Origin of the sequence: Qipengyuania pacifica, assembly GCF_019857205.1 — a bacterium.
Taxonomy (GTDB): domain Bacteria; phylum Pseudomonadota; class Alphaproteobacteria; order Sphingomonadales; family Sphingomonadaceae; genus Qipengyuania; species Qipengyuania pacifica.
Genome location: NZ_JAHWXO010000013.1, coordinates 1 through 17,823 on the forward strand (window position 1 = coordinate 1; position 17,823 = coordinate 17,823).

Here is a 17,823-nt window from a genome sequence, read left to right on the forward strand (position 1 = left end):
ATTTGGATGATTGCCCTACGCCAAGCACCCTAAGGGCCTTACCGGAAGTAGGGCGCACCAGCTTTGTCAGCCGCTTCCTGCCGCGCCTGTCGTTTTCGACCGCGCTGTTACTGGCACTGCTCGCTATAGCGGCGGGCGTGGCGGTCCGCCTGCTGGCAGCCGACGAACTCGGTCAACGCGCGACGTTCATTTTCTTCGTTCCCGGCGTGGTCGTCGCGAGCGCACTTTCCGGGATTCGAGCCGGAAGTCTTGCGGCTGTGGTCGGCGCTGCCGCGGGTCTATGGTGCGACGCGCCGAGCGGACCGATCGAGGGCGGAAGCCTGATTGCCGCCGCAGCCTTCGTGCTTATCGGCTTGGCCGTGGCCATCGGCGGCGAATGGTTTCAACGCGCGCGGATCGAAACTGAAACCGCCGCCGTCGCTCTCGCGCGGCGTGAAGCCCATCTGCAATCGATCCTCGACACCGTGCCAGATGCGATGATCGTCATCGACAAATCCGGATTGATCCGCGATTTCAGTCCTGCGGCCGAACGGATGTTCGGATGGCATGCGGCAGAGGTGGCCGGAGAGAACGTCAAGGTGTTGATGCCCAATCCCTACCGCAGCGCGCATGACGGCTATCTCGAGCGCTACTATCGCACCGGCGAGAGGAGGATCATTGGCAAGGGTCGCGTGGTCGTCGGCGAGCGCAAGGACGGTTCGACCTTCCCGCTCGAACTCGCGGTGGGCGAGATGCAGGCCGAAGGGCAGCGCTTCTTCACCGGGTTCATCCGGGACCTGACCGAGCGCCAGCAGGCCGAGGCAAGATTGCAGGAATTACAAAGCGAGCTGGTGCACGTCTCGCGGCTTACCGCTTTGGGTGAAATGGCGTCTGCGCTCGCGCACGAGATCAACCAGCCGCTCTCGGCGATCGCTAATTACCTCAAGGGTAGCCGGTTGCTGCTCATGCGAGAGGAGGTCCAGCACGAGCGCGTAGCGGAAGCCGTTGAGCGGGCCGCCGCGGAAGCGCTCAGGGCGGGCGACATCATCCGCCGGCTGCGGGATTTCGTAGCCCGCGGAGAAACCGAACGCACGATCGAGAGCCTGCCGAAGCTCGTCGAGGAGGCCAGCGCTCTCGCGCTCGTGGGTGCCAAGGAGCATGGCATCCGGGTGCAGTATGAGTTCAGCCCTGCAATCGATCTGGTGCTGGTCGACAAGGTTCAGATCCAGCAGGTCGTGCTCAACCTCGTGCGAAATGCTGTCGATGCGATGGCGGAATCAGAGTTTTCGAAACGTAATCTGACGATTGTGATCGAACAAGCCGACGACGAGGACATGGCACAGGTATCGGTGACCGACACCGGTCCCGGCATCGATCCCGAAGTCGCCGACCGGCTTTTTCAGCCCTTCATCTCCACCAAGCGCAGGGGTATGGGCGTCGGACTGTCGATTTCGCGCACGATCGTCGAGGCGCATGGCGGGCGTATTTGGGTCCGGCCAGCTCCCGGCAGCGGGGCGGAGTTCGGCTTTACGGTCCAGCGTGTCGCAAGCGAGGAACTATACGATGGCGAGTAGAGGTGCGAGTGATCCGATCGTCTACGTAATCGACGACGACGAGAGCGCACGGCACTCGCTGGAGTTTCTTCTCGACGTCGCCGAAATCCGAGTTCGCTCGTTCGCCTCGGCCGATGCTTTCCTGAAATCCGCACCTCCGCTTTCCGGCGCCTGCGTGGTGACCGACGTGCGCATGCCCGGCACGAACGGTGTCGAACTGGCCGGTAAGCTGAAGGAGCGCGATGATACTGTGCCGGTGATCGTCATTACCGGTCACGCCGACGTGCCGTTGGCGATCCAGGCGATGAAGGCAGGCGCTGCGGACTTTATCGAGAAGCCGTTCGACGACGAGGCCATACTAGCGGCAATCCGCAAGGCGCTGAACGAGAGCACCGACGATGAGCAGAAACAAAACGAACGCCGCGAAGTGCTCGACCGTCTCGCTCTGCTCTCCGCGCGGGAGCGCCAGGTGGTCGATGGCCTTGTGGACGGGAAAGCCAACAAGGTGATCGCCTTCGATCTCGACATCAGCCCCCGAACTGTTGAAGTCTACCGCGCGAATGCGATGATGAAGATGCAGGCGAAGACCCTCTCCGATCTCGTGCGCATGGTGACGATTGCCCGGCTGGGCTAGCTGGTTCGTCTGCTTTCACCGGGTTTCAGATGAAAGCGGACGGTCCGTAACCGGCCCCAATTCCGCCGCTTCAAATGACAAGCGAAGTGGGCAATTAGATTGGATACTTTCACCGACCGCACTCCAAGCTGGGCATACGCCAAGCCAACCCTTGCACCTTGGAATCGGGTGGTTCAGAATGCCGCAATGCAAACGCCAGAGTGCGCCACGAAACTCCGAATTGTGCTTCCCCCGTGCTTCCCCGGAGTAACCGACAGACCGGGGAAGCAGGATCCGCCAACTTGCGATCCGCTTAAGCGGTTCAATTTTCGAAAGAAAAATGGAGCGGGCGAGGCGATTCGAACGCCCGACCCCAACCTTGGCAAAGTTGCATAGGCACTATTCCAAGATACGCCACCCCGCGCTATTCTACGATTAACGGTATGATTTTACGTTTCTTTTCTTATCTTTCTACGCTATACAGGGCCGAGAGGAAGCCCGCTTTTCCACTTTGGCGTTGTAGCCCGGTTGTAGCCTGATAAATGGCAAAGGCCCGCAGAAAGACACAGAAAAATGGCAAAGCAGTCTGAAATAAAGCTCACAAAAACGGTGGTGGACGCCGCTGAGCCAGGCGCAAAGCGTTATGTGCTGTGGGATAGCGATACCAAGGGCTTTGGTATTCGCATCGGAGTGAGCGGGGTCAAAACCTTTGTGGTCAAGTATCTCGCCGAAGGCGGCGGCCGGAGTGCGCCGCAACGCTTCTTCACGATTGGGCAATTCGGCCCGCTTACCGTCGAGCTGGCGCGTAAGCGCGCGAAGGAGATCGTGGCTTCCGCGCTGATGGGCAAAGACCCCGTTTCGGAGCGTAATGCCAAGCGTAAGGAAATGCGGATTAGTGCGCTGATCGACCTGTATGAAGCCGAGGGTTGCTTCATCCAGCGCGGCAAGCGCCAGGGTCAGCCGATGAAGTCGTTGACCAAGAAATACACCATCGCCCGGCTGCGCCATCATGTCGTGCCGCTGCTCGGCCGGAAGCGCGTGACGGAGATCGGCGCGGCCGACATCGAGCGGTTCTTCCGCGATGTCGAAGCTGGCAAGACGGCGAAGAATGAGAAGACGGGGCCGCGCACGCGGATCATCGTCAAGGGTGGCGCTGGTGCGGCGCGCAAGGTGTTCCGCGATCTGTCGGCCGTATTCAGCTTCGCCAAGCGGCACGAGATCGTCGCAGCCAACCCCTGCGAGAAGGCCGTGGTGAACAAGTCCGACAACAAGCGCACACGCTTCCTTACGCTTGAGGAAGTCGCACGCTTGGGCGCGGCCTGTGACGCATTGGAAGCGGAGGGCGTCAACAGCAAGGCGCTCAACATCACCCGGTTGTGGGTGCTGACCGGCTGCCGCCGCAATGAAATAGCGGAGCTGAAATGGGATGAGGTCGATCTGGATAATGGTCTGCTCGTCCTCGACGACAGCAAGACCGGCAAGTCGATCCGTCCGCTCTGCCTCGCCGCGGCGACCTTGCTCAAAAGCGTCGAGAAAGTGGACGACACAGACTATGTGTTTCCCGCCGATGAGGGCAACAGCTATTTCCAAGGCACCAAGAACATCTGGCCGAAGATCGTGAAGAAGGCCGAACTGCCCGGCGTCACCCCGCATACGCTGCGTCATACGGTGGGTGCCACAGCCACCTCGCACGGCGAGGCGCTGGCGCTGACCGGCGCAATCCTCGGCCATGCAAATCTACGTTCCACGATGATCTATGCCCATGTTCAGCATGATCCATCGGTGAAGGCCGCCAATCGCGTAGGCCGTCGTATCGCCTCGGCACTGGCCGGTGAAACCAAGCCTGCGCCCCGCAAGCGTCGCAAGGCAGCCGAGCCCATACCAATCAAGGAAGCGGCCCCAGCCAGCAATGGCTTACTCCCTGATGCCGAATGGGAAGCGTTGGTCGAGCTTGCCGCGTTGTCCGCTGAGGACAAGGGATTTCTGGCTTCGGCCAACGATCCGGCCCTCGCTATGCTTGCCAGGCGGGGCTTCGCCATCGCTGATATTGGCCCCAGCGATTTGCTGGCATGGTGGACGATCAGCTCTGTTGGCCGGGCGCTGGTCGATGCGTTAGCTTCGCATCGCGCCGCCGCATAGAGCCTGCTTCGTCCGGCTATTGGGGCGTCATCCTCGTGGGCTGGCTGGCGCTGGGCATCGCCTATTCGAACAGCGCCGGGCGGACGGCTGCTGCGTCGATCATCGGCGGAGGAAGATCGCCCCGCCTTGTTCGCCGCGCAATTCGCGCTCAGTCATGTGTGCTGGCTCATCGCCTATCCACTCGCCGGACAGGCCGGCGCAATTGAAGGCATGGGGACAGCTTTCGGGGCAGCCGCCGCGCTGGCGCTGATCGGCACAGTGATCGCCTTCTGGATTTGGCCGGCGGCAGATGTTGAGGTGCTGGCGCACACGCATGACGATCTGCCACGCGATCATCCCCATCTTCTCGAAGGGCATCCGGGCGGTCGCGCACGCCACGCTTTCGTGATCGACGAACTGCATCCACGCTGGCCCATTGCATAATATATTGACATCTATCATATGAACACATATTCATATGTTCATTCAGTATAGTATGAAAGCTCTATAATGGCCCATTCGCACGCCGATCATGGTCACGGCCACGATCACGACCACGATCATTCGCACACGCCGACCATCACCAGCGATAATGAGCGCAAGGTGCTGCTGTCGTTCGGCCTGATCTTCACCTTCATGGTGGTCGAGGTCGTGGGCGGCCTGATCTCGGGCTCACTCGCTCTGCTGGCAGATGCCGGGCATATGATGACCGACGCAGCGGCGCTGGCACTCGCCTATGCGGCCTTCCGCTTCGGTCAGCGCGCGGCCGATTCCAAGCGCACCTTCGGCTATCTGCGCTTCGAGGTGGTCGCCGGTTTCGTCAACGCCGTCACCCTGTTCGCGATCGTGGGCTGGATCGTCTATGAAGCCTGGGAACGCTTTCAGGAGCCGCAGCCGATCCTTGCCGGGCCGATGTTCGGCGTCGCGGTCGCGGGGCTGCTGGTCAATATCCTCGTCTTCTGGATTCTGACGCGCGGCGACAGCGAGCATGTCAACATCAAGGGCGCGGCGCTGCACGTCATGGGCGACTTGCTCGGTTCGGTCGGGGCCGTGGGCGCGGCGATCGTGATCTATCTGACGGGCTGGACGCCGATCGACCCCATCCTCTCGGTCGTCGTCTCCCTACTGGTCCTGCGTAGCGCGTGGAAGTTGGCGGCCAAGTCGCTTCACATCCTGCTCGAAGGTGCGCCCGACGGCGCGGCGCCGGAGAAGATCGAGCGTCATCTTCTGGAGCATGTGCCGGGCGTCGCTGCGGTCGGTCATATCCATGTGTGGTCGATCACGTCAGGCCGCACGCTGGCAACGATGCACGTCCGCCCCACAAGCGACGCCGAGGCCCGCGTCGTTGTGCGCGCCGTCGAGCGCGAGCTGGAGAACCATTTCGAGATCGAACACGCGACCGTGGCGGTCGACTGGAACGAGGAAGGCGAAACGTGCAGCCTGGCTCCCGGCAACAAGCGGGACAATGGGCATGACCATGACCACGATCATTTCGGCCACAGTCACGGCGCGTCAGGAAAGGCTTGCTCCCACTGACAGGCCGTCAGCGCAACCGATCCGCGATGCTCTGCATCTGCTGGATTTCTTCGCGCTGCGCCTTGCGGATCGCGTTGCACAGATTGGTCAGTTCGGGATCGCTGAGCCTTGCCTCCCGGCACATAAGGATGGCTCCCGAATGATGCGGGATCATCGAGGCGATGAACTGACGGTCATCAATCGCCGCCTGCGCGCGGGTCGCCCAAAAAGACCCGGCGGTCAGCACGGCGAACAGGACGTAGAGCGCGATATTCATTTTCCTGTCGGGAAACATGCCGGGCATGGTGGCGAGCATGAAGATGCCCATCGGCGCCCACATCGTCACCGCCATGTAGAGCATGTTCAGATTGTTCCTGAAGTCATGCCAGCCGTCGATCATGGTGAACATGACCGCATACATGACCGCAAGGCCAAGGATCATGTTGATCCAGAACATCAAATAGGGGCGGCCGTGGGCAGTCTCTTTGTCATGCCCGCCGCCATAGGATTGGTCAGCCTGTGACATCGCCTATGCAATCCTCTGTGCGGCCGTTCGGTTCCCTTCGGGAAGGCGCTTAATGGGGCGGCCCTCGACGCCGAGTGGCGATAGAAAAGACCATATATCTACACATCGTCATATCTTCATGTATGAGTGTTCCAATGTCCGACCCCACTACCTCTGACGATCATGGTAATCCCGAGCATTCGTTGGGATTATCGAGCCACGGTGTTACGATCCTGGCCGAAACGTTCCGCTTGCTGGGTGACCCCTCCCGCCTGCGTATCTTGCTCTATTGCCTGAAAAGTCCGCGATCGGTGGGGGACATCGCCAAAAGCCTCGATCTGTCTCAAACGCTGGTGAGCCATCATCTGCGCCTCCTGCGCGGCGCGCGCCTGGTCCGTAGCGAGCGGCAAGCCAAGCAGATATTCTATGAAGTGGCCGATGCCCATGTGAGCACCATGCTCATCGACATGGCGAGCCATATTGGAGAGGACCACGGCGACGATTGATCGCCGCTGGCCGCGCCGCATTCGGCTCGACCGTTTCCTCTGTCAGAACAAAAAAGCCCCGATGTCGTGCATGACATCAGGGGGCTGTTCTTGGTGGCGCTGGCGCGCGAGGATCGATCGGCCAGCTATATCGGGACAATCACTTGCCCCGATCGGCCAGCCATTTCTGCATCATCGCGATCTCGCCTTCCTGGGCGGTGATGACGTCCTGGGCCAGCTTGCGAACCTCCGGGTCTTTCCCATGCTGGAGAACGACACTCGCCATATCAATCGCGCCCTGGTGGTGCGGGATCATGCCGCGCATGAAATCGACGTCGGCGTCGCCGGTAAACTCGATTCCCATGTCGGCGTGCATCTTGTCATTGGCAATCTGGTAATCGCGAATGACCGGATTGGCCGAGCGTTCCGGGCTGGCGTGTCCGCCATGTCCGCTTTGTGTCGTCGCAACGCTGGTCGTTTGCGGGCCGATGCCGGATTGCGTGTATGCGAGAACGCCGACGGCCAACAGCGCGCCCGCGATGAAGATAGGCGTCAGCTTGTTCATGCCTGTCTCCTATACCTGTTCAATAACGCGCGCGGGATAACCGTCTTCAGCGAGCGCCGCTTCGATGTCCTGCGCGCTGGCGACGCTATCGACCGTGACTTTCTTGTCCGCGATATTCACGTCGACCTTTGCATTGGGGTCGATCGCGGCGATCGCTTGCGTGATGTGCTTGACGCACGAACCGCAGCTCATGTTTTCGACGTGGAATTGCATTGAAAATCTCCATTTTTCCTAACGACGAATCACAAGCTAACCTTTCCCATCGTTGGAAGGTCAAGGCCGTTTTCGCGATTGCTGTCGGAAAGGGAAAATGCGGCTCCCGCATTCACCCATGCGTTTTCAGATGCAGGCTGGCCATATTTGGCCGGCATATATTTTGCCTTGACCTTCCCACGATTGGAACCTGCATCTTGATGCAAATTCAATCGAAAAGTGTGGAGTATCGAGCAATGAGAGCCGCGGAAATCCAGGGAAACTTGGCGGATCGCGCCGATTCGGCGATCAGCCTGCCCATTGAAGGCATGACCTGCGCCTCTTGCGTCGCGCGCATCGAACGATCGCTGAGCAAGGTCGAGGGCGTGCAGTCCGTCAGCGTCAATCTGACGACCGAGCGCGCCGACATTCAGGCCAGCAACTCCGTTGACCGGAAGGCGCTGGTGAAGGCCGTCGAAGACGCCGGCTATAATGTGCCATCTGCCACCGGCATCGAGCTGGCGGTGGAGGGGATGACCTGCGCCTCCTGCGTCGGGCGGGTGGAACGGGCGCTCAAAGCCGTCCCCGGCGTCACTGAGGCGACCGTCAATCTGGCGACCGAGCGTGCGAGCGTGCGCGGCACGGCCGATGTGCAGGCGCTGATCGCGGCAATCGCGGGCGCGGGCTACACCGCGCGCCCGATCGAAACGAGCGTCGCCGGTGATGAAGAAACGGCCGAACGCAAGGATGCTGAGCGCCGCGATCTCAAGCAGGATTTCTTCATGGCCGCAGCACTGGCGCTGCCGGTGTTCCTGCTCGAAATGGGCAGCCATGTCATTCCCGGCGCCCATGCACTGATCGACCGCACGATCGGCATCCAGACAAGCTGGTATATCCAGTTCGTCCTCACGACGCTGGTCCTCGCCTTCCCCGGCATCCGTTTCTACGAGAAGGGTCTGCCCGCGCTGGCGCGGCTGGCACCCGACATGAACTCGCTGGTGTCGGTCGGCACGCTGGCCGCCTATGCCTATTCGCTGGTCGCGACCTTCGCGCCCGGCCTGCTGCCCGCAGGCACGGTGAACGTCTATTATGAGGCGGCGGCCGTCATCGTCGCGCTGATCCTGCTCGGCCGCTATCTGGAAGCCCGCGCCAAGGGCCGCACGTCCGAAGCGATCAAGCGGCTCGTGGGATTGCAGGCCAAAACCGCCCGCGTTCGCCGCGATGGCTCCGTGGTGGAGGTTTCCATCAACGAAGTCGTCACCGGCGACATCATCGAAGCGCGCCCCGGCGAACGCATCCCCGTCGACGGGGAAGTGATCGAAGGCGAGAGCTATGTCGATGAGTCGATGATTACCGGCGAGCCGATCCCGGTCGCCAAGGTCGCGGGCGCCACGCTGGTCGGCGGCACGGTCAACCAGCAAGGCGCGCTGGCCTTCCGCGCCACCGCTGTCGGCGGCGCGACGATGCTCGCGCAGATCATTCGTATGGTCGAACAGGCGCAGGGGTCGAAGTTGCCGATCCAGGCGCTGGTCGACAAGGTGACGATGTGGTTCGTTCCCGCCGTGTTCGCCGTGGCGGCGCTGACGTTCGCGGCGTGGCTGTGGTTCGGCCCGTCGCCCGCGCTGACCTTCGCGCTGGTCAATGCCGTGGCGGTCCTCATCATCGCCTGCCCCTGCGCGATGGGCCTCGCGACGCCGACCGCGATCATGGTCGGCACAGGGCGCGGCGCGGAGCTGGGCATATTGTTCCGCAAGGGTGAAGCCCTCCAGCTTCTGAAGGATGCCAGGGTCGTCGCGGTCGACAAGACCGGCACGCTGACCGAGGGACGCCCCGCGCTCACCGACCTTCAGGTGACGGACGGCTTCGACCGGGCGGCGGTGCTGGGTCTGGTTGCCGCCGTCGAGAACAAGTCGGAGCATCCGATTGCCCGCGCCATTGTCGACGCCGCGAAGGCGGAAGACATCGCGCTGCCCGCGATTGGCGACTTTGAATCGATCACCGGCTTCGGGGTAAAGGCCGTGGCGGGCGGCGAGTTGGTCCAGATCGGCGCCGATCGTTTCATGCGCGAACTGGGGCTGGACGTCGCCGCCTTCGCCGACACGGCCGCGCGGCTGGGCCAGGAAGGCAAGTCGCCGCTCTACGCCGCGATCGACGGCAAGCTCGCCGCAATCATCGCCGTGGCCGACCCGATCAAGGAAACCACCCCGGCCGCGATCGCCGCATTACACGCGCTTGGCCTCAAGGTCGCGATGCTGACTGGCGACAACCGCATGACGGCGCAGGCCATCGCCCGCCAGCTCGGCATTGATGAAGTGGTGGCCGAAGTCCTGCCTGAAGGCAAGGTGGACGCGATCGCCCGGCTCAAGGCGGATCATGGCCGTGTCGCCTTCGTTGGCGACGGCATCAACGACGCGCCCGCCTTGGCGGCGGCCGATGTCGGCCTTGCGGTCGGCACCGGCACGGACATCGCGATCGAGGCGGCGGACGTCGTGCTCATGTCCGGCCATCTGAACGGCGTGGCGACGGCCATTGCGCTCTCGCGCGCGACGATCGGCAATATTCGCCAGAACCTGTTCTGGGCGTTCGCATACAACACGGCGCTGATCCCAGTCGCGGCGGGTGTCCTCTATCCGAGCCTGGGCATCCTGTTGTCGCCGGTCTTCGCGGCGGGTGCTATGGCGATGTCGAGTATCTTTGTCTTGGGCAACTCGCTGCGCCTGCGCGGTTTTCGGTCAGGCACGATTGAGGCAGGAGCAGCATCATGAATATCGGGCAAGCATCCAAGGCATCGGGCGTCTCCGCCAAGATGATCCGCTATTACGAGCAGACCGGCCTCATTCCGAAAGCCGATCGCAAGGACTCCGGCTACCGCGATTATTCGCCGTCGGATGTCCACATGCTGCGGTTCATCCGGCGGGCGCGCGATCTCGGTTTCTCGGTCGCGGAGATCAACGACCTTCTGAGCCTCTGGCGGGACACGTCCCGCCAGAGCGCCGACGTGAAGCGGATCGCCCAGGCGCATATCGCTCAGCTTCAGGAGCGGATCGAAAATCTGGAACAGATGGCCGCGACGCTCAGCACGCTGGTCGACTGCTGCGCGGGCGATGATCGACCTGACTGCCCGATCCTTGCCGATCTGGAAGAACCCAGCGGGGAGCAGGAAGTGCCGAGCCCGGCTACGGCTGGAACAGGGCGCCTCCGACATCGCCCCTGAATGAACTGGCTATTCGGCGCCGCTTCGTGATGCGACGCCGTCCCCACTAGAACGGCGACCGCCGCACACTTGAGGCGGCTGATCCGGCTGCAAGCCACTGGCTTGCGGTTCGGATCGACGCGCCATGCGGGTGCGAATCTCTCGATCCTCCGCCAATCGTTGACATATTACATATGAACACATATTCATATGAATCTGGGTGACATAAAAGCCTTGACCTTGCCAACGTTGGAAACCGCAAACCGCACAAGAATCAATCAGACGCCGCGGAACAGATGAGCAGGGCGCGGCACCGTTGAAGGGCAAAATCATGCGAGCAAAAAGCGCACTTCTCCTGGCCTCCGTGGCCTTGGCTATAGGTGGCCTTACTTCGGCCTGTAGCGAATCGGGCAGCGATCAGGGCGCGCAGGCGGCTGCCGCCGCGCCGCAAGTGCCGGTGGCGCAAGTCGTGGTGCGCGAGCTTGCGCCCTCGGCCGAGTTCAACGGTTCATTGGCCGCGCCCCAAAGCGTCGAGTTGCGGCCTCGCGTCAGCGGCGCGATCGTCTCCGTCCACGTCCCTGAAGGTGCGATCGTCAGGAAGGGGCAGCTTCTGTTCCGCATTGATCCGCGCCCCTTCCAGGTCGTGCTCGATCAGGCGCAGGCGCAGCTTCGCCAGGCGCAAGCCTCGGCCGCACTCGCGGAAAGCAATTTCAGCCGCTCGGAACAGCTCGTCTCGACCGGCGCGATCTCGCGCAAAGCCTATGACGACGCCGTGGCGCAGCGGAACGCCGCCCGCGCACAGGTTCAGGTCGGCAACGCGGCCGTCGCCGCCGCGCGTCTCGACCTTTCCTTCACCCAGGTTACGGCGCCGATCAACGGCCGGGTCGATCGCGTGCTTGTCACGGCGGGCAACGTCGTGGGCGCAGGCGCCAGCGCGACACCGCTCACCACCATCAAATCGGTCAACCCGCTCCATGTCCTGTTCGACATCGACGAGGCGACCTATCTCAATTTTGTCGAGCAGGCCCGACGTGGCGGTTCGACCGCGCCCCTTCCGGTCGAAATCGGTCTGATGACCGAGCAGGGCTATCCGCACAGCGCCACGCTCGACTTCCTGGGCAATGGCATTGATCGCAGCGCAGGGACCATCCGTGCCCGCGCCATCATCGCCAACCCCGGTGGGGACCTCGCGCCGGGTCTGTTCGCTCGCGTGAGGCTCACGCTCGGCGCACCCCAACAGGCCATCCTCATCAACGATCAGGCTGTCGGAAGCGACCAGGGCAGGAATTATGTGCTGGTCGTCGGCCAGGGCAACAAGGCCGAGTATCGGCCGATCGAACTCGGTCCGGTGGTTGATGGCCTTCGCGTCGTCAAATCGGGACTGAGGCCGGGCGACAGCATCATCATCAAGGGTCTTGTGCGTCCTGGGATGCAGGTCACGCCGCGCAGGGGGCCGATGGTCCAGGGCGAGGCTTCGGGTGCGGGCAACCGTCCCGCCGCTGAGGCTACTTCTGCGGAGGCGGGTCAATGACATTTCCACGCTTCTTCGTCGACCGCCCGATCTTCGCGGTCGTGCTATCGGTGCTCATGCTGATCGCCGGGGGCATCACCCTGTTTCAGCTTCCCTTGAGCGAGTATCCCTCGGTCACGCCTCCAACGGTGCAGGTCACGGCCGCCTATCCGGGAGCCAGCCCGGAGGTCATAGCCGAAACCGTCGCCGCGCCGCTCGAACAGGCGATCAACGGCGTCGAGAACATGCTCTACATGAGTTCGCAGTCTGCGACCGACGGGCGCATGACGATCTCGATTTCCTTCAAGCAGGGAACCGATCCCGATGTCGCGCAAATTCAGGTGCAGAACCGCGTCTCGCGCGCGCTGCCCCGACTGCCGGAGGAGGTGCAGCGCATAGGCGTTGTGACGGACAAGACCTCGCCCGACATCCTGATGGTCATGCATATGCGCGCCACCAGCGATCGTTACGATCCGCTCTACGTGTCCAACTATGCCTCGCTGCGTGTGAAGGATGAACTGGCGCGCCTTCCAGGCGTCGCCAACGTCATCATCGGCGGTGAAGGCGAGTATGCGATGCGCGCGTGGCTCGATCCTACCAAGGTGGCGGCGCGCGGCCTGACCGCCAGCGACGTCGTCGCCGCGATCCGCGAGCAGAATATTCAGGTCGCCGCCGGTTCGATCGGCCAGCAACCCAATGCGCAGGCCGCCTATCAGGTGTCCGTCAATGCGCTGGGCAGGCTGACCACCGAGGAGCAGTTCGGCGATATTGTGGTCAAGAGCGGCGAAGATGGGCAAATCACCCGCCTGCGCGACGTCGCCCGCATCCAGATGGGCGCGGACAATTATACTCTGCGCAGCATGTTGAACGGCAAGCCCGCCGTCGGCATGCAAATCCTCATGAGTCCCGGCGCCAATGCGCTCGACACGTCGAGTGCGGTGCGGGCCACGATGGAACGCCTCAAGGCCGATTTCCCGGAAGGCATCGGCTATGAGATCGCCTACGATCCCACGATCTTCGTGCGCGCCTCGCTCAAATCGGTGGCGGTGACGCTGCTTGAAGCGACGCTGCTCGTCGTTCTCGTCGTGGTCATCTTCCTCCAGAGCTGGCGCGCGTCCATCATTCCGCTGGTCGCCGTGCCGGTGTCGCTCGTCGGCACATTCGCCATCATGTATCTGTTCGGCTTCTCGCTGAACACGCTGTCGCTGTTCGGACTGGTGCTTTCCATCGGCATCGTCGTCGATGACGCGATCGTGGTGGTCGAGAATGTCGAGCGACACATCGCTTTGGGTCAGTCTCCCAAGGAGGCGGCCCGAAAGGCGATGGACGAGGTGACGGGGCCGATCCTTGCGATTACCTCGGTGCTGGCGGCGGTATTCATCCCCTCGGCATTTCTGTCAGGATTGCAGGGTGAGTTCTATCGCCAGTTCGCGCTGACGATCGCGATTTCAACCATCCTGTCGGCCATCAATTCGCTGACGCTCTCCCCCGCGCTGGCCGGTATGCTGCTGAAACCGCATCACGGCGACACGCCGCGCGATCGGCTTACCCGCTTCATCGACCGTGTATTCGGGGGCGTCTTCGCGCGGTTCAATCGCTTCTTCGACAAGCTGTCCGACCGCTATGTGGGGACGGTGCGCCGTGCGGTGCGGGCGAGTGGAATCGTTGGGCTGCTCTATGCCGGCTTCCTGGGGCTGACCTGGCTGGGCTTCCACCAAGTCCCCGCAGGCTTCGTGCCGATGCAGGACAAATATTATCTGCTCAGCATCGCCCAACTTCCTGCCGGAGCCTCGCTCGACCGCACGGAAGCAGTGGTGCAGCAAATGTCAGAAACCGCGCTTGCGGAGCCGGGCGTCGAAAGCGTCGTCGCCTTTCCCGGCCTCGACGTGAACGGCGCGGCCAACCTGCCCAATTCGGCGGTCATGTTCATCATGCTCGACAGTTTTGAGGATCGGAAAGGCGCGGACCTCTCGGCCCACGCCATCGCCGGCAGGCTGATGGGCAAGTTCAGCCAGATTCCCGACGGCTTCGTGGGTGTATTCCCGCCGCCGCCTGTGCCGGGCCTTGGCGCAATGGGCGGCTTCAAGCTGCAAATCGAGGATCGCGCGGGACTTGGCTTCAACGCGCTCGCGCAGGCGCAAGGGCAGATCATGGCGCGCGCCATGCAGACGCCTGAGCTGGCCGGGATGCTGGCGAGCTTCCAGCCCAACGCGCCCCAGGTCCAGATCGATGTCGATCGGGTGAAGGCGAAGGCGCAAGGCGTGCCGTTGACCGCGATCTTCGAGACGATGCAGGTCAATCTCGGCTCGCTCTATGTGAACGACTTTAACCGCTTTGGCCGCACTTACCGGGTGATGGTCCAGGCCGACGCGCCGTTCCGCCAGCAGGCCGAAAATATCGGTCAGCTCCAGGTCCGCAACGCGACGGGCGAGATGATCCCGCTGTCGTCGCTGGTGACGATCACGCGCAGCACGGGGCCGGATCGCGTCATGCACTATAATGGCTATCCGTCGGCCGACATCAGCGGCGGCCCTGCGCCGGGCTATTCGTCGGGTCAGGCGACGGCGGCAATCGAACGCATCGTCCAAGAAACGCTGCCTCCCGGCATGACCTATGAATGGACCGATCTCACCTATCAGGAGAAGGCCGCAGGCAACACGGCGCTTATCGTCTTCCCGCTGTCGGTGCTGCTCGCCTTCCTGATCCTGGCGGCGCAATATAATAGCTGGTCGCTGCCGTTCGCCGTGCTGCTGATCGCTCCGATGGCGCTGCTCTCCGCCATCGGCGGCGTGTGGATTTCAGGCGGCGACAACAACATCTTCACACAGATCGCGTTCGTCGTGCTGGTCGGCTTGGCCGCCAAGAACGCCATCCTGATCGTGGAGTTCGCCCGCGCGAAGGAACAGGAAGGCATGGAGCCGCTACCGGCGGTTTTGGAAGCGGCGAAGCTGCGATTGCGGCCGATCCTGATGACGTCGATCGCCTTCATCGCCGGCGTCATTCCGCTGGTGATCGCGAGCGGCGCGGGCGCGGAAATGCGTCACGCCATGGGCATCGCCGTGTTCGCCGGGATGCTCGGGGTTACGCTGTTCGGCCTGATCCTCACGCCCGTCTTCTACGTCGCTGTGCGGCGCTTTGCGGTCCGCCGCGAGGCACGTCAGCCATCGGCCCCGCTTTCGGAGCAAAACGCATGAACGCTCGACTGAATGCCCTGAGTGGCAAGCTCATCCTTCTGCTCGGCTCGGCGGCGCTCGCCGGTTGCTCCATGGCGCCGAAATATGTGCGCCCGGAAGCGCCGGTGAGCCCATCCTTCCCGACCGGCGCGGCGTATGAGGGCGTGCAGCCTTCCGAGGCGAGCGCGGGAGCGGACATCGGGTGGCGCGACTTCTACGACGATCCGCTGTTGCACGAGCTGGTCGAAAAGGCGCTGACGAATAACCGCGACCTTCGCGTGACGGCCCTGAACGTGGAAGCGGCGCGCGCGCAATACCGCATCCAGCGATCCGAACTGCTGCCGACCATCGCCGTCGGGGCGGAAGGGACAGCCCAGCGCTTGCCATCCGACCTGTTCTATAACCGCCGCAGCTATCAGGTGGGGGCGATGGCTTCGGCCTGGGAGCTGGACCTGTGGGGCCGCGTCCGCAGCCTGAGCGATCAGGCGCTGGAGTCCTATCTGTCGCTGGATGCCACCCGGCAGGCTTCGCAGATGAGTCTCGTTGCGGAAGTCGCCAACGCTTATCTGACCTTGCGCGCCGATCAGGAACTGCTCCGCCTCGCCAACGAAACGCTTGCCACCCAGGAACGCAGCTATGCGCTGACGAAGCAGCTTGCCGAAGTGGGCAATCTTGCCCGGCTCGATCTCGAACGCGCCGAGGTGGCGCTCCGCACGGCGGAATCGGATCGCGCGACCTTTACTCGTCTTGCCGCACAGGACCGCAATGCGCTGGTTCTGCTGCTGGGTGAGCCGTTGTCGCCGGAGCTGACCACCCGGCTTGATGCGGCTGACACGTTGCCCGACGGGATCATGCCCGCCGATCTGCCCGCTGGCTTGCCCTCGGACCTTCTCACGCGCCGTCCCGACATTCGCGCGGCCGAACATACGCTGCGCGGCGCGAACGCCAATATCGGCGCGGCCCGCGCGGCATTCTTCCCGACGATCAGCCTAACCGGCTCGGCGGGAACAGCGAGCGCCAGCCTCGACGATCTGTTCTCGTCGGGGTCGGGCGCGTGGAGCTTCATGCCGCGCATCACCCTGCCGCTTCCCATCTTTGGCGGCGGCGCGCTCAGGGCCAATCTCGACCGTGCGGAAGTGCAGAAGCGGATCGAGATCGCCAACTATGAAAGGGCAATCCAGTCCGCATTCCGCGAAGTGGCCGATGGCCTCGCTGGCAAAGGCACTCTGGACGCTCAAATCCGGTCGGAAACGCAGCGGGTCGATGCGAGCCGTAACGCCTATGCGCTCGCGGAACAGCGGTTCAAAGCAGGAGAGGACGACAATCTCGCCCTGCTCGAAGCCCAGCGCACGCTCTACGGATCGCAGCAAGCCCTGGTCCGCTCCAAGCTGGTGCGGCTTAGCAATCTCATCAATCTCTACAAGGCGCTGGGCGGCGGCTGGACGGAGTTCGCGGCACCGCCTGATGATCCGTTAACCCGGTGATCGAGCTGCGCCAGCTTCGCTACCTGATTGCGGCCGCCGAGGCTGGCAGCTTCAGCCGCGCGGCGCGCAGCATCAATATCAAGCAGGCAACGCTTAGCAGGCATATCCTCGAAATCGAGAAGCGGCTGGGTATGGCGCTGTTCGACCGCAAGACGCGCGGTGCCACGCTGACACCGAACGGCACAACCTATCTGCGGACGGCGCAGCGCATCGTCAGGGAGTTCGAGGAGCTGAACGCTTGGGTTCGCGCCACGAACGACGGCCATGCCGGCAAGCTGGCGGTGGGCTTCTATACGTCCTTCTCTGCCGGCAACTTGCGGGCGACGCTGAGCGAGTTCGGCGAACGCTATCCCGAGGTGAAAGTGTCCGGCTTCGAGCGCGACCGGGATATGCTGCTGGCCGGGATCGAGAACGGCCTGCTCGACATCGCGATCATGACCGGCGAGACACCCTATCGGGAGTTGATGAGCCGCCCCTTGTGGAGTGAGCGCATGTTGGTGGCGATGCCGGAAGGCCATCAGCTTATCGCGCGCGAGCGTATCCATTGGCCGGACCTGAGCGGCGAACGCTTCCTGCTCACCGAGCGCGATCCCGGCCCCGAAACCCGTAACATGCTGCTAGGGAAGCTTGGGATGCCGGGCTACACGCCCGAGATTGCAATGGACGACATCGGCCGCGACACGGTGCTTAGCGCCATCGCGCTGGGCGGCCATATCTCGATCGTCGCGGAATCCGCGCTCGGCATCCAGATTCCAGGCGTCGTGTTTCGCGAGGTCCATGAGACTGGCAGCCACATACGGATAGGCTTTTCGGGGTATTGGCGGGCTGACAACGAGAATGCGGTCCTGCGCCGGTTTCTCGATTTCGTGGCCGTTCGCTATTCGCTGCCACCCATTCCCACGCCCCAGCCATCACATCACCAACCGGAGAAAAAATAG

15 protein-coding genes and 1 tRNA gene are annotated in these 17,823 nt (G+C 62.8%); 12 read left to right on the forward strand and 4 right to left on the reverse strand.

Annotated elements, in window-relative coordinates; all coding sequences use genetic code 11:
• Both KYK83_RS15415 and fixJ read left to right on the forward strand, forming a co-directional pair.
• A partial coding sequence (locus KYK83_RS15415; protein WP_346729477.1) for a two-component system sensor histidine kinase NtrB occupies nt 1-1,553 on the forward strand: 1,553 nt, incomplete at its 5' end.
• Nucleotides 1,543-2,166 carry a response regulator FixJ gene (gene fixJ / locus KYK83_RS15420; RefSeq protein ID WP_103022816.1) on the forward strand — a complete coding sequence of 208 codons (624 nt, stop codon included), beginning with the start codon at nt 1,543-1,545 and terminating at the stop codon, nt 2,164-2,166. The genes KYK83_RS15415 and fixJ, both read left to right, overlap by 11 nt.
• Before the next feature lie 320 nt (nt 2,167-2,486).
• Here the strand turns inward: fixJ and KYK83_RS15425 are convergent.
• Nucleotides 2,487-2,568: transfer RNA gene (locus tag KYK83_RS15425), tRNA-Gly, on the reverse strand.
• 150 nt (nt 2,569-2,718) lie between these two features.
• Between KYK83_RS15425 and KYK83_RS15430 the strand changes: the two genes are divergently transcribed.
• The 3 genes from KYK83_RS15430 to KYK83_RS15440 all read left to right on the forward strand — a co-directional run bounded on the left by KYK83_RS15430 (nt 2,719) and on the right by KYK83_RS15440 (nt 5,799).
• Entirely contained in the window at nt 2,719-4,284 is a 1,566-nt protein-coding gene (locus KYK83_RS15430) for a tyrosine-type recombinase/integrase (protein ID WP_159640377.1), read from the forward strand.
• Nucleotides 4,285-4,410: 126 nt separating this feature from the next.
• A complete protein-coding gene (locus KYK83_RS15435; RefSeq protein WP_283249976.1) occupies nt 4,411-4,707 on the forward strand; it encodes a hypothetical protein in 297 nt (98 codons plus the stop codon).
• A gap of 66 nt (nt 4,708-4,773) precedes the next feature.
• The gene (locus KYK83_RS15440) at nt 4,774-5,799 is read left to right on the forward strand and encodes a cation diffusion facilitator family transporter (protein WP_159640374.1); all 1,026 of its coding nucleotides are present in this window, start codon (nt 4,774-4,776) and stop codon (nt 5,797-5,799) included.
• Nucleotides 5,800-5,806: 7 nt separating this feature from the next.
• Here KYK83_RS15440 and KYK83_RS15445 read toward each other — a convergent pair whose 3' ends face one another.
• On the reverse strand, nt 5,807-6,304 hold the full coding sequence (locus KYK83_RS15445; protein ID WP_196847016.1) for a DUF305 domain-containing protein: 498 nt from the start codon (nt 6,302-6,304) through the stop codon (nt 5,807-5,809).
• A 134-nt stretch (nt 6,305-6,438) separates the two neighbouring features.
• On the opposite strand from KYK83_RS15445, the gene KYK83_RS15450 reads away from it, so the two are divergent.
• Entirely contained in the window at nt 6,439-6,789 is a 351-nt protein-coding gene (locus tag KYK83_RS15450; protein WP_159640371.1) for an ArsR/SmtB family transcription factor, read from the forward strand.
• A 139-nt stretch (nt 6,790-6,928) separates the two neighbouring features.
• Here KYK83_RS15450 and copM read toward each other — a convergent pair whose 3' ends face one another.
• Nucleotides 6,929-7,333 carry a CopM family metallochaperone gene (gene copM, locus KYK83_RS17480; protein ID WP_159640368.1) on the reverse strand — a complete coding sequence of 135 codons (405 nt, stop codon included), beginning with the start codon at nt 7,331-7,333 and terminating at the stop codon, nt 6,929-6,931.
• A 9-nt stretch (nt 7,334-7,342) separates the two neighbouring features.
• Nucleotides 7,343-7,546: a heavy-metal-associated domain-containing protein gene (locus KYK83_RS15460; RefSeq protein WP_159640365.1), complete on the reverse strand. Its 204-nt coding sequence runs from the start codon at nt 7,544-7,546 to the stop codon at nt 7,343-7,345.
• Between the two features lie 236 nt (nt 7,547-7,782).
• On the opposite strand from KYK83_RS15460, the gene KYK83_RS15465 reads away from it, so the two are divergent.
• The 6 genes from KYK83_RS15465 to KYK83_RS15490 all read left to right on the forward strand — a co-directional run bounded on the left by KYK83_RS15465 (nt 7,783) and on the right by KYK83_RS15490 (nt 17,823).
• Nucleotides 7,783-10,290 carry a heavy metal translocating P-type ATPase gene (locus KYK83_RS15465; RefSeq protein WP_159640362.1) on the forward strand — a complete coding sequence of 836 codons (2,508 nt, stop codon included), beginning with the start codon at nt 7,783-7,785 and terminating at the stop codon, nt 10,288-10,290.
• A complete protein-coding gene (gene cueR / locus KYK83_RS15470) occupies nt 10,287-10,739 on the forward strand; it encodes a Cu(I)-responsive transcriptional regulator (protein ID WP_159640359.1) in 453 nt (150 codons plus the stop codon). Before KYK83_RS15465 ends, cueR begins: the two co-directional genes overlap by 4 nt.
• Nucleotides 10,740-11,049: 310 nt before the next feature.
• Nucleotides 11,050-12,249 (forward strand): efflux RND transporter periplasmic adaptor subunit, encoded by a 1,200-nt coding sequence (locus tag KYK83_RS15475; protein ID WP_159647823.1) that lies wholly within the window; start codon nt 11,050-11,052, stop codon nt 12,247-12,249.
• Entirely contained in the window at nt 12,246-15,422 is a 3,177-nt protein-coding gene (locus tag KYK83_RS15480; protein ID WP_159640356.1) for an efflux RND transporter permease subunit, read from the forward strand. The genes KYK83_RS15475 and KYK83_RS15480 overlap by 4 nt, the downstream gene beginning before the upstream one ends.
• The gene (locus KYK83_RS15485) at nt 15,419-16,885 is read left to right on the forward strand and encodes an efflux transporter outer membrane subunit (RefSeq protein ID WP_159640353.1); all 1,467 of its coding nucleotides are present in this window, start codon (nt 15,419-15,421) and stop codon (nt 16,883-16,885) included. The genes KYK83_RS15480 and KYK83_RS15485 overlap by 4 nt, the downstream gene beginning before the upstream one ends.
• Complete coding sequence (locus KYK83_RS15490; RefSeq protein WP_159640350.1) at nt 16,882-17,823, forward strand: LysR family transcriptional regulator; 942 nt, start codon at nt 16,882-16,884, stop codon at nt 17,821-17,823. Before KYK83_RS15485 ends, KYK83_RS15490 begins: the two co-directional genes overlap by 4 nt.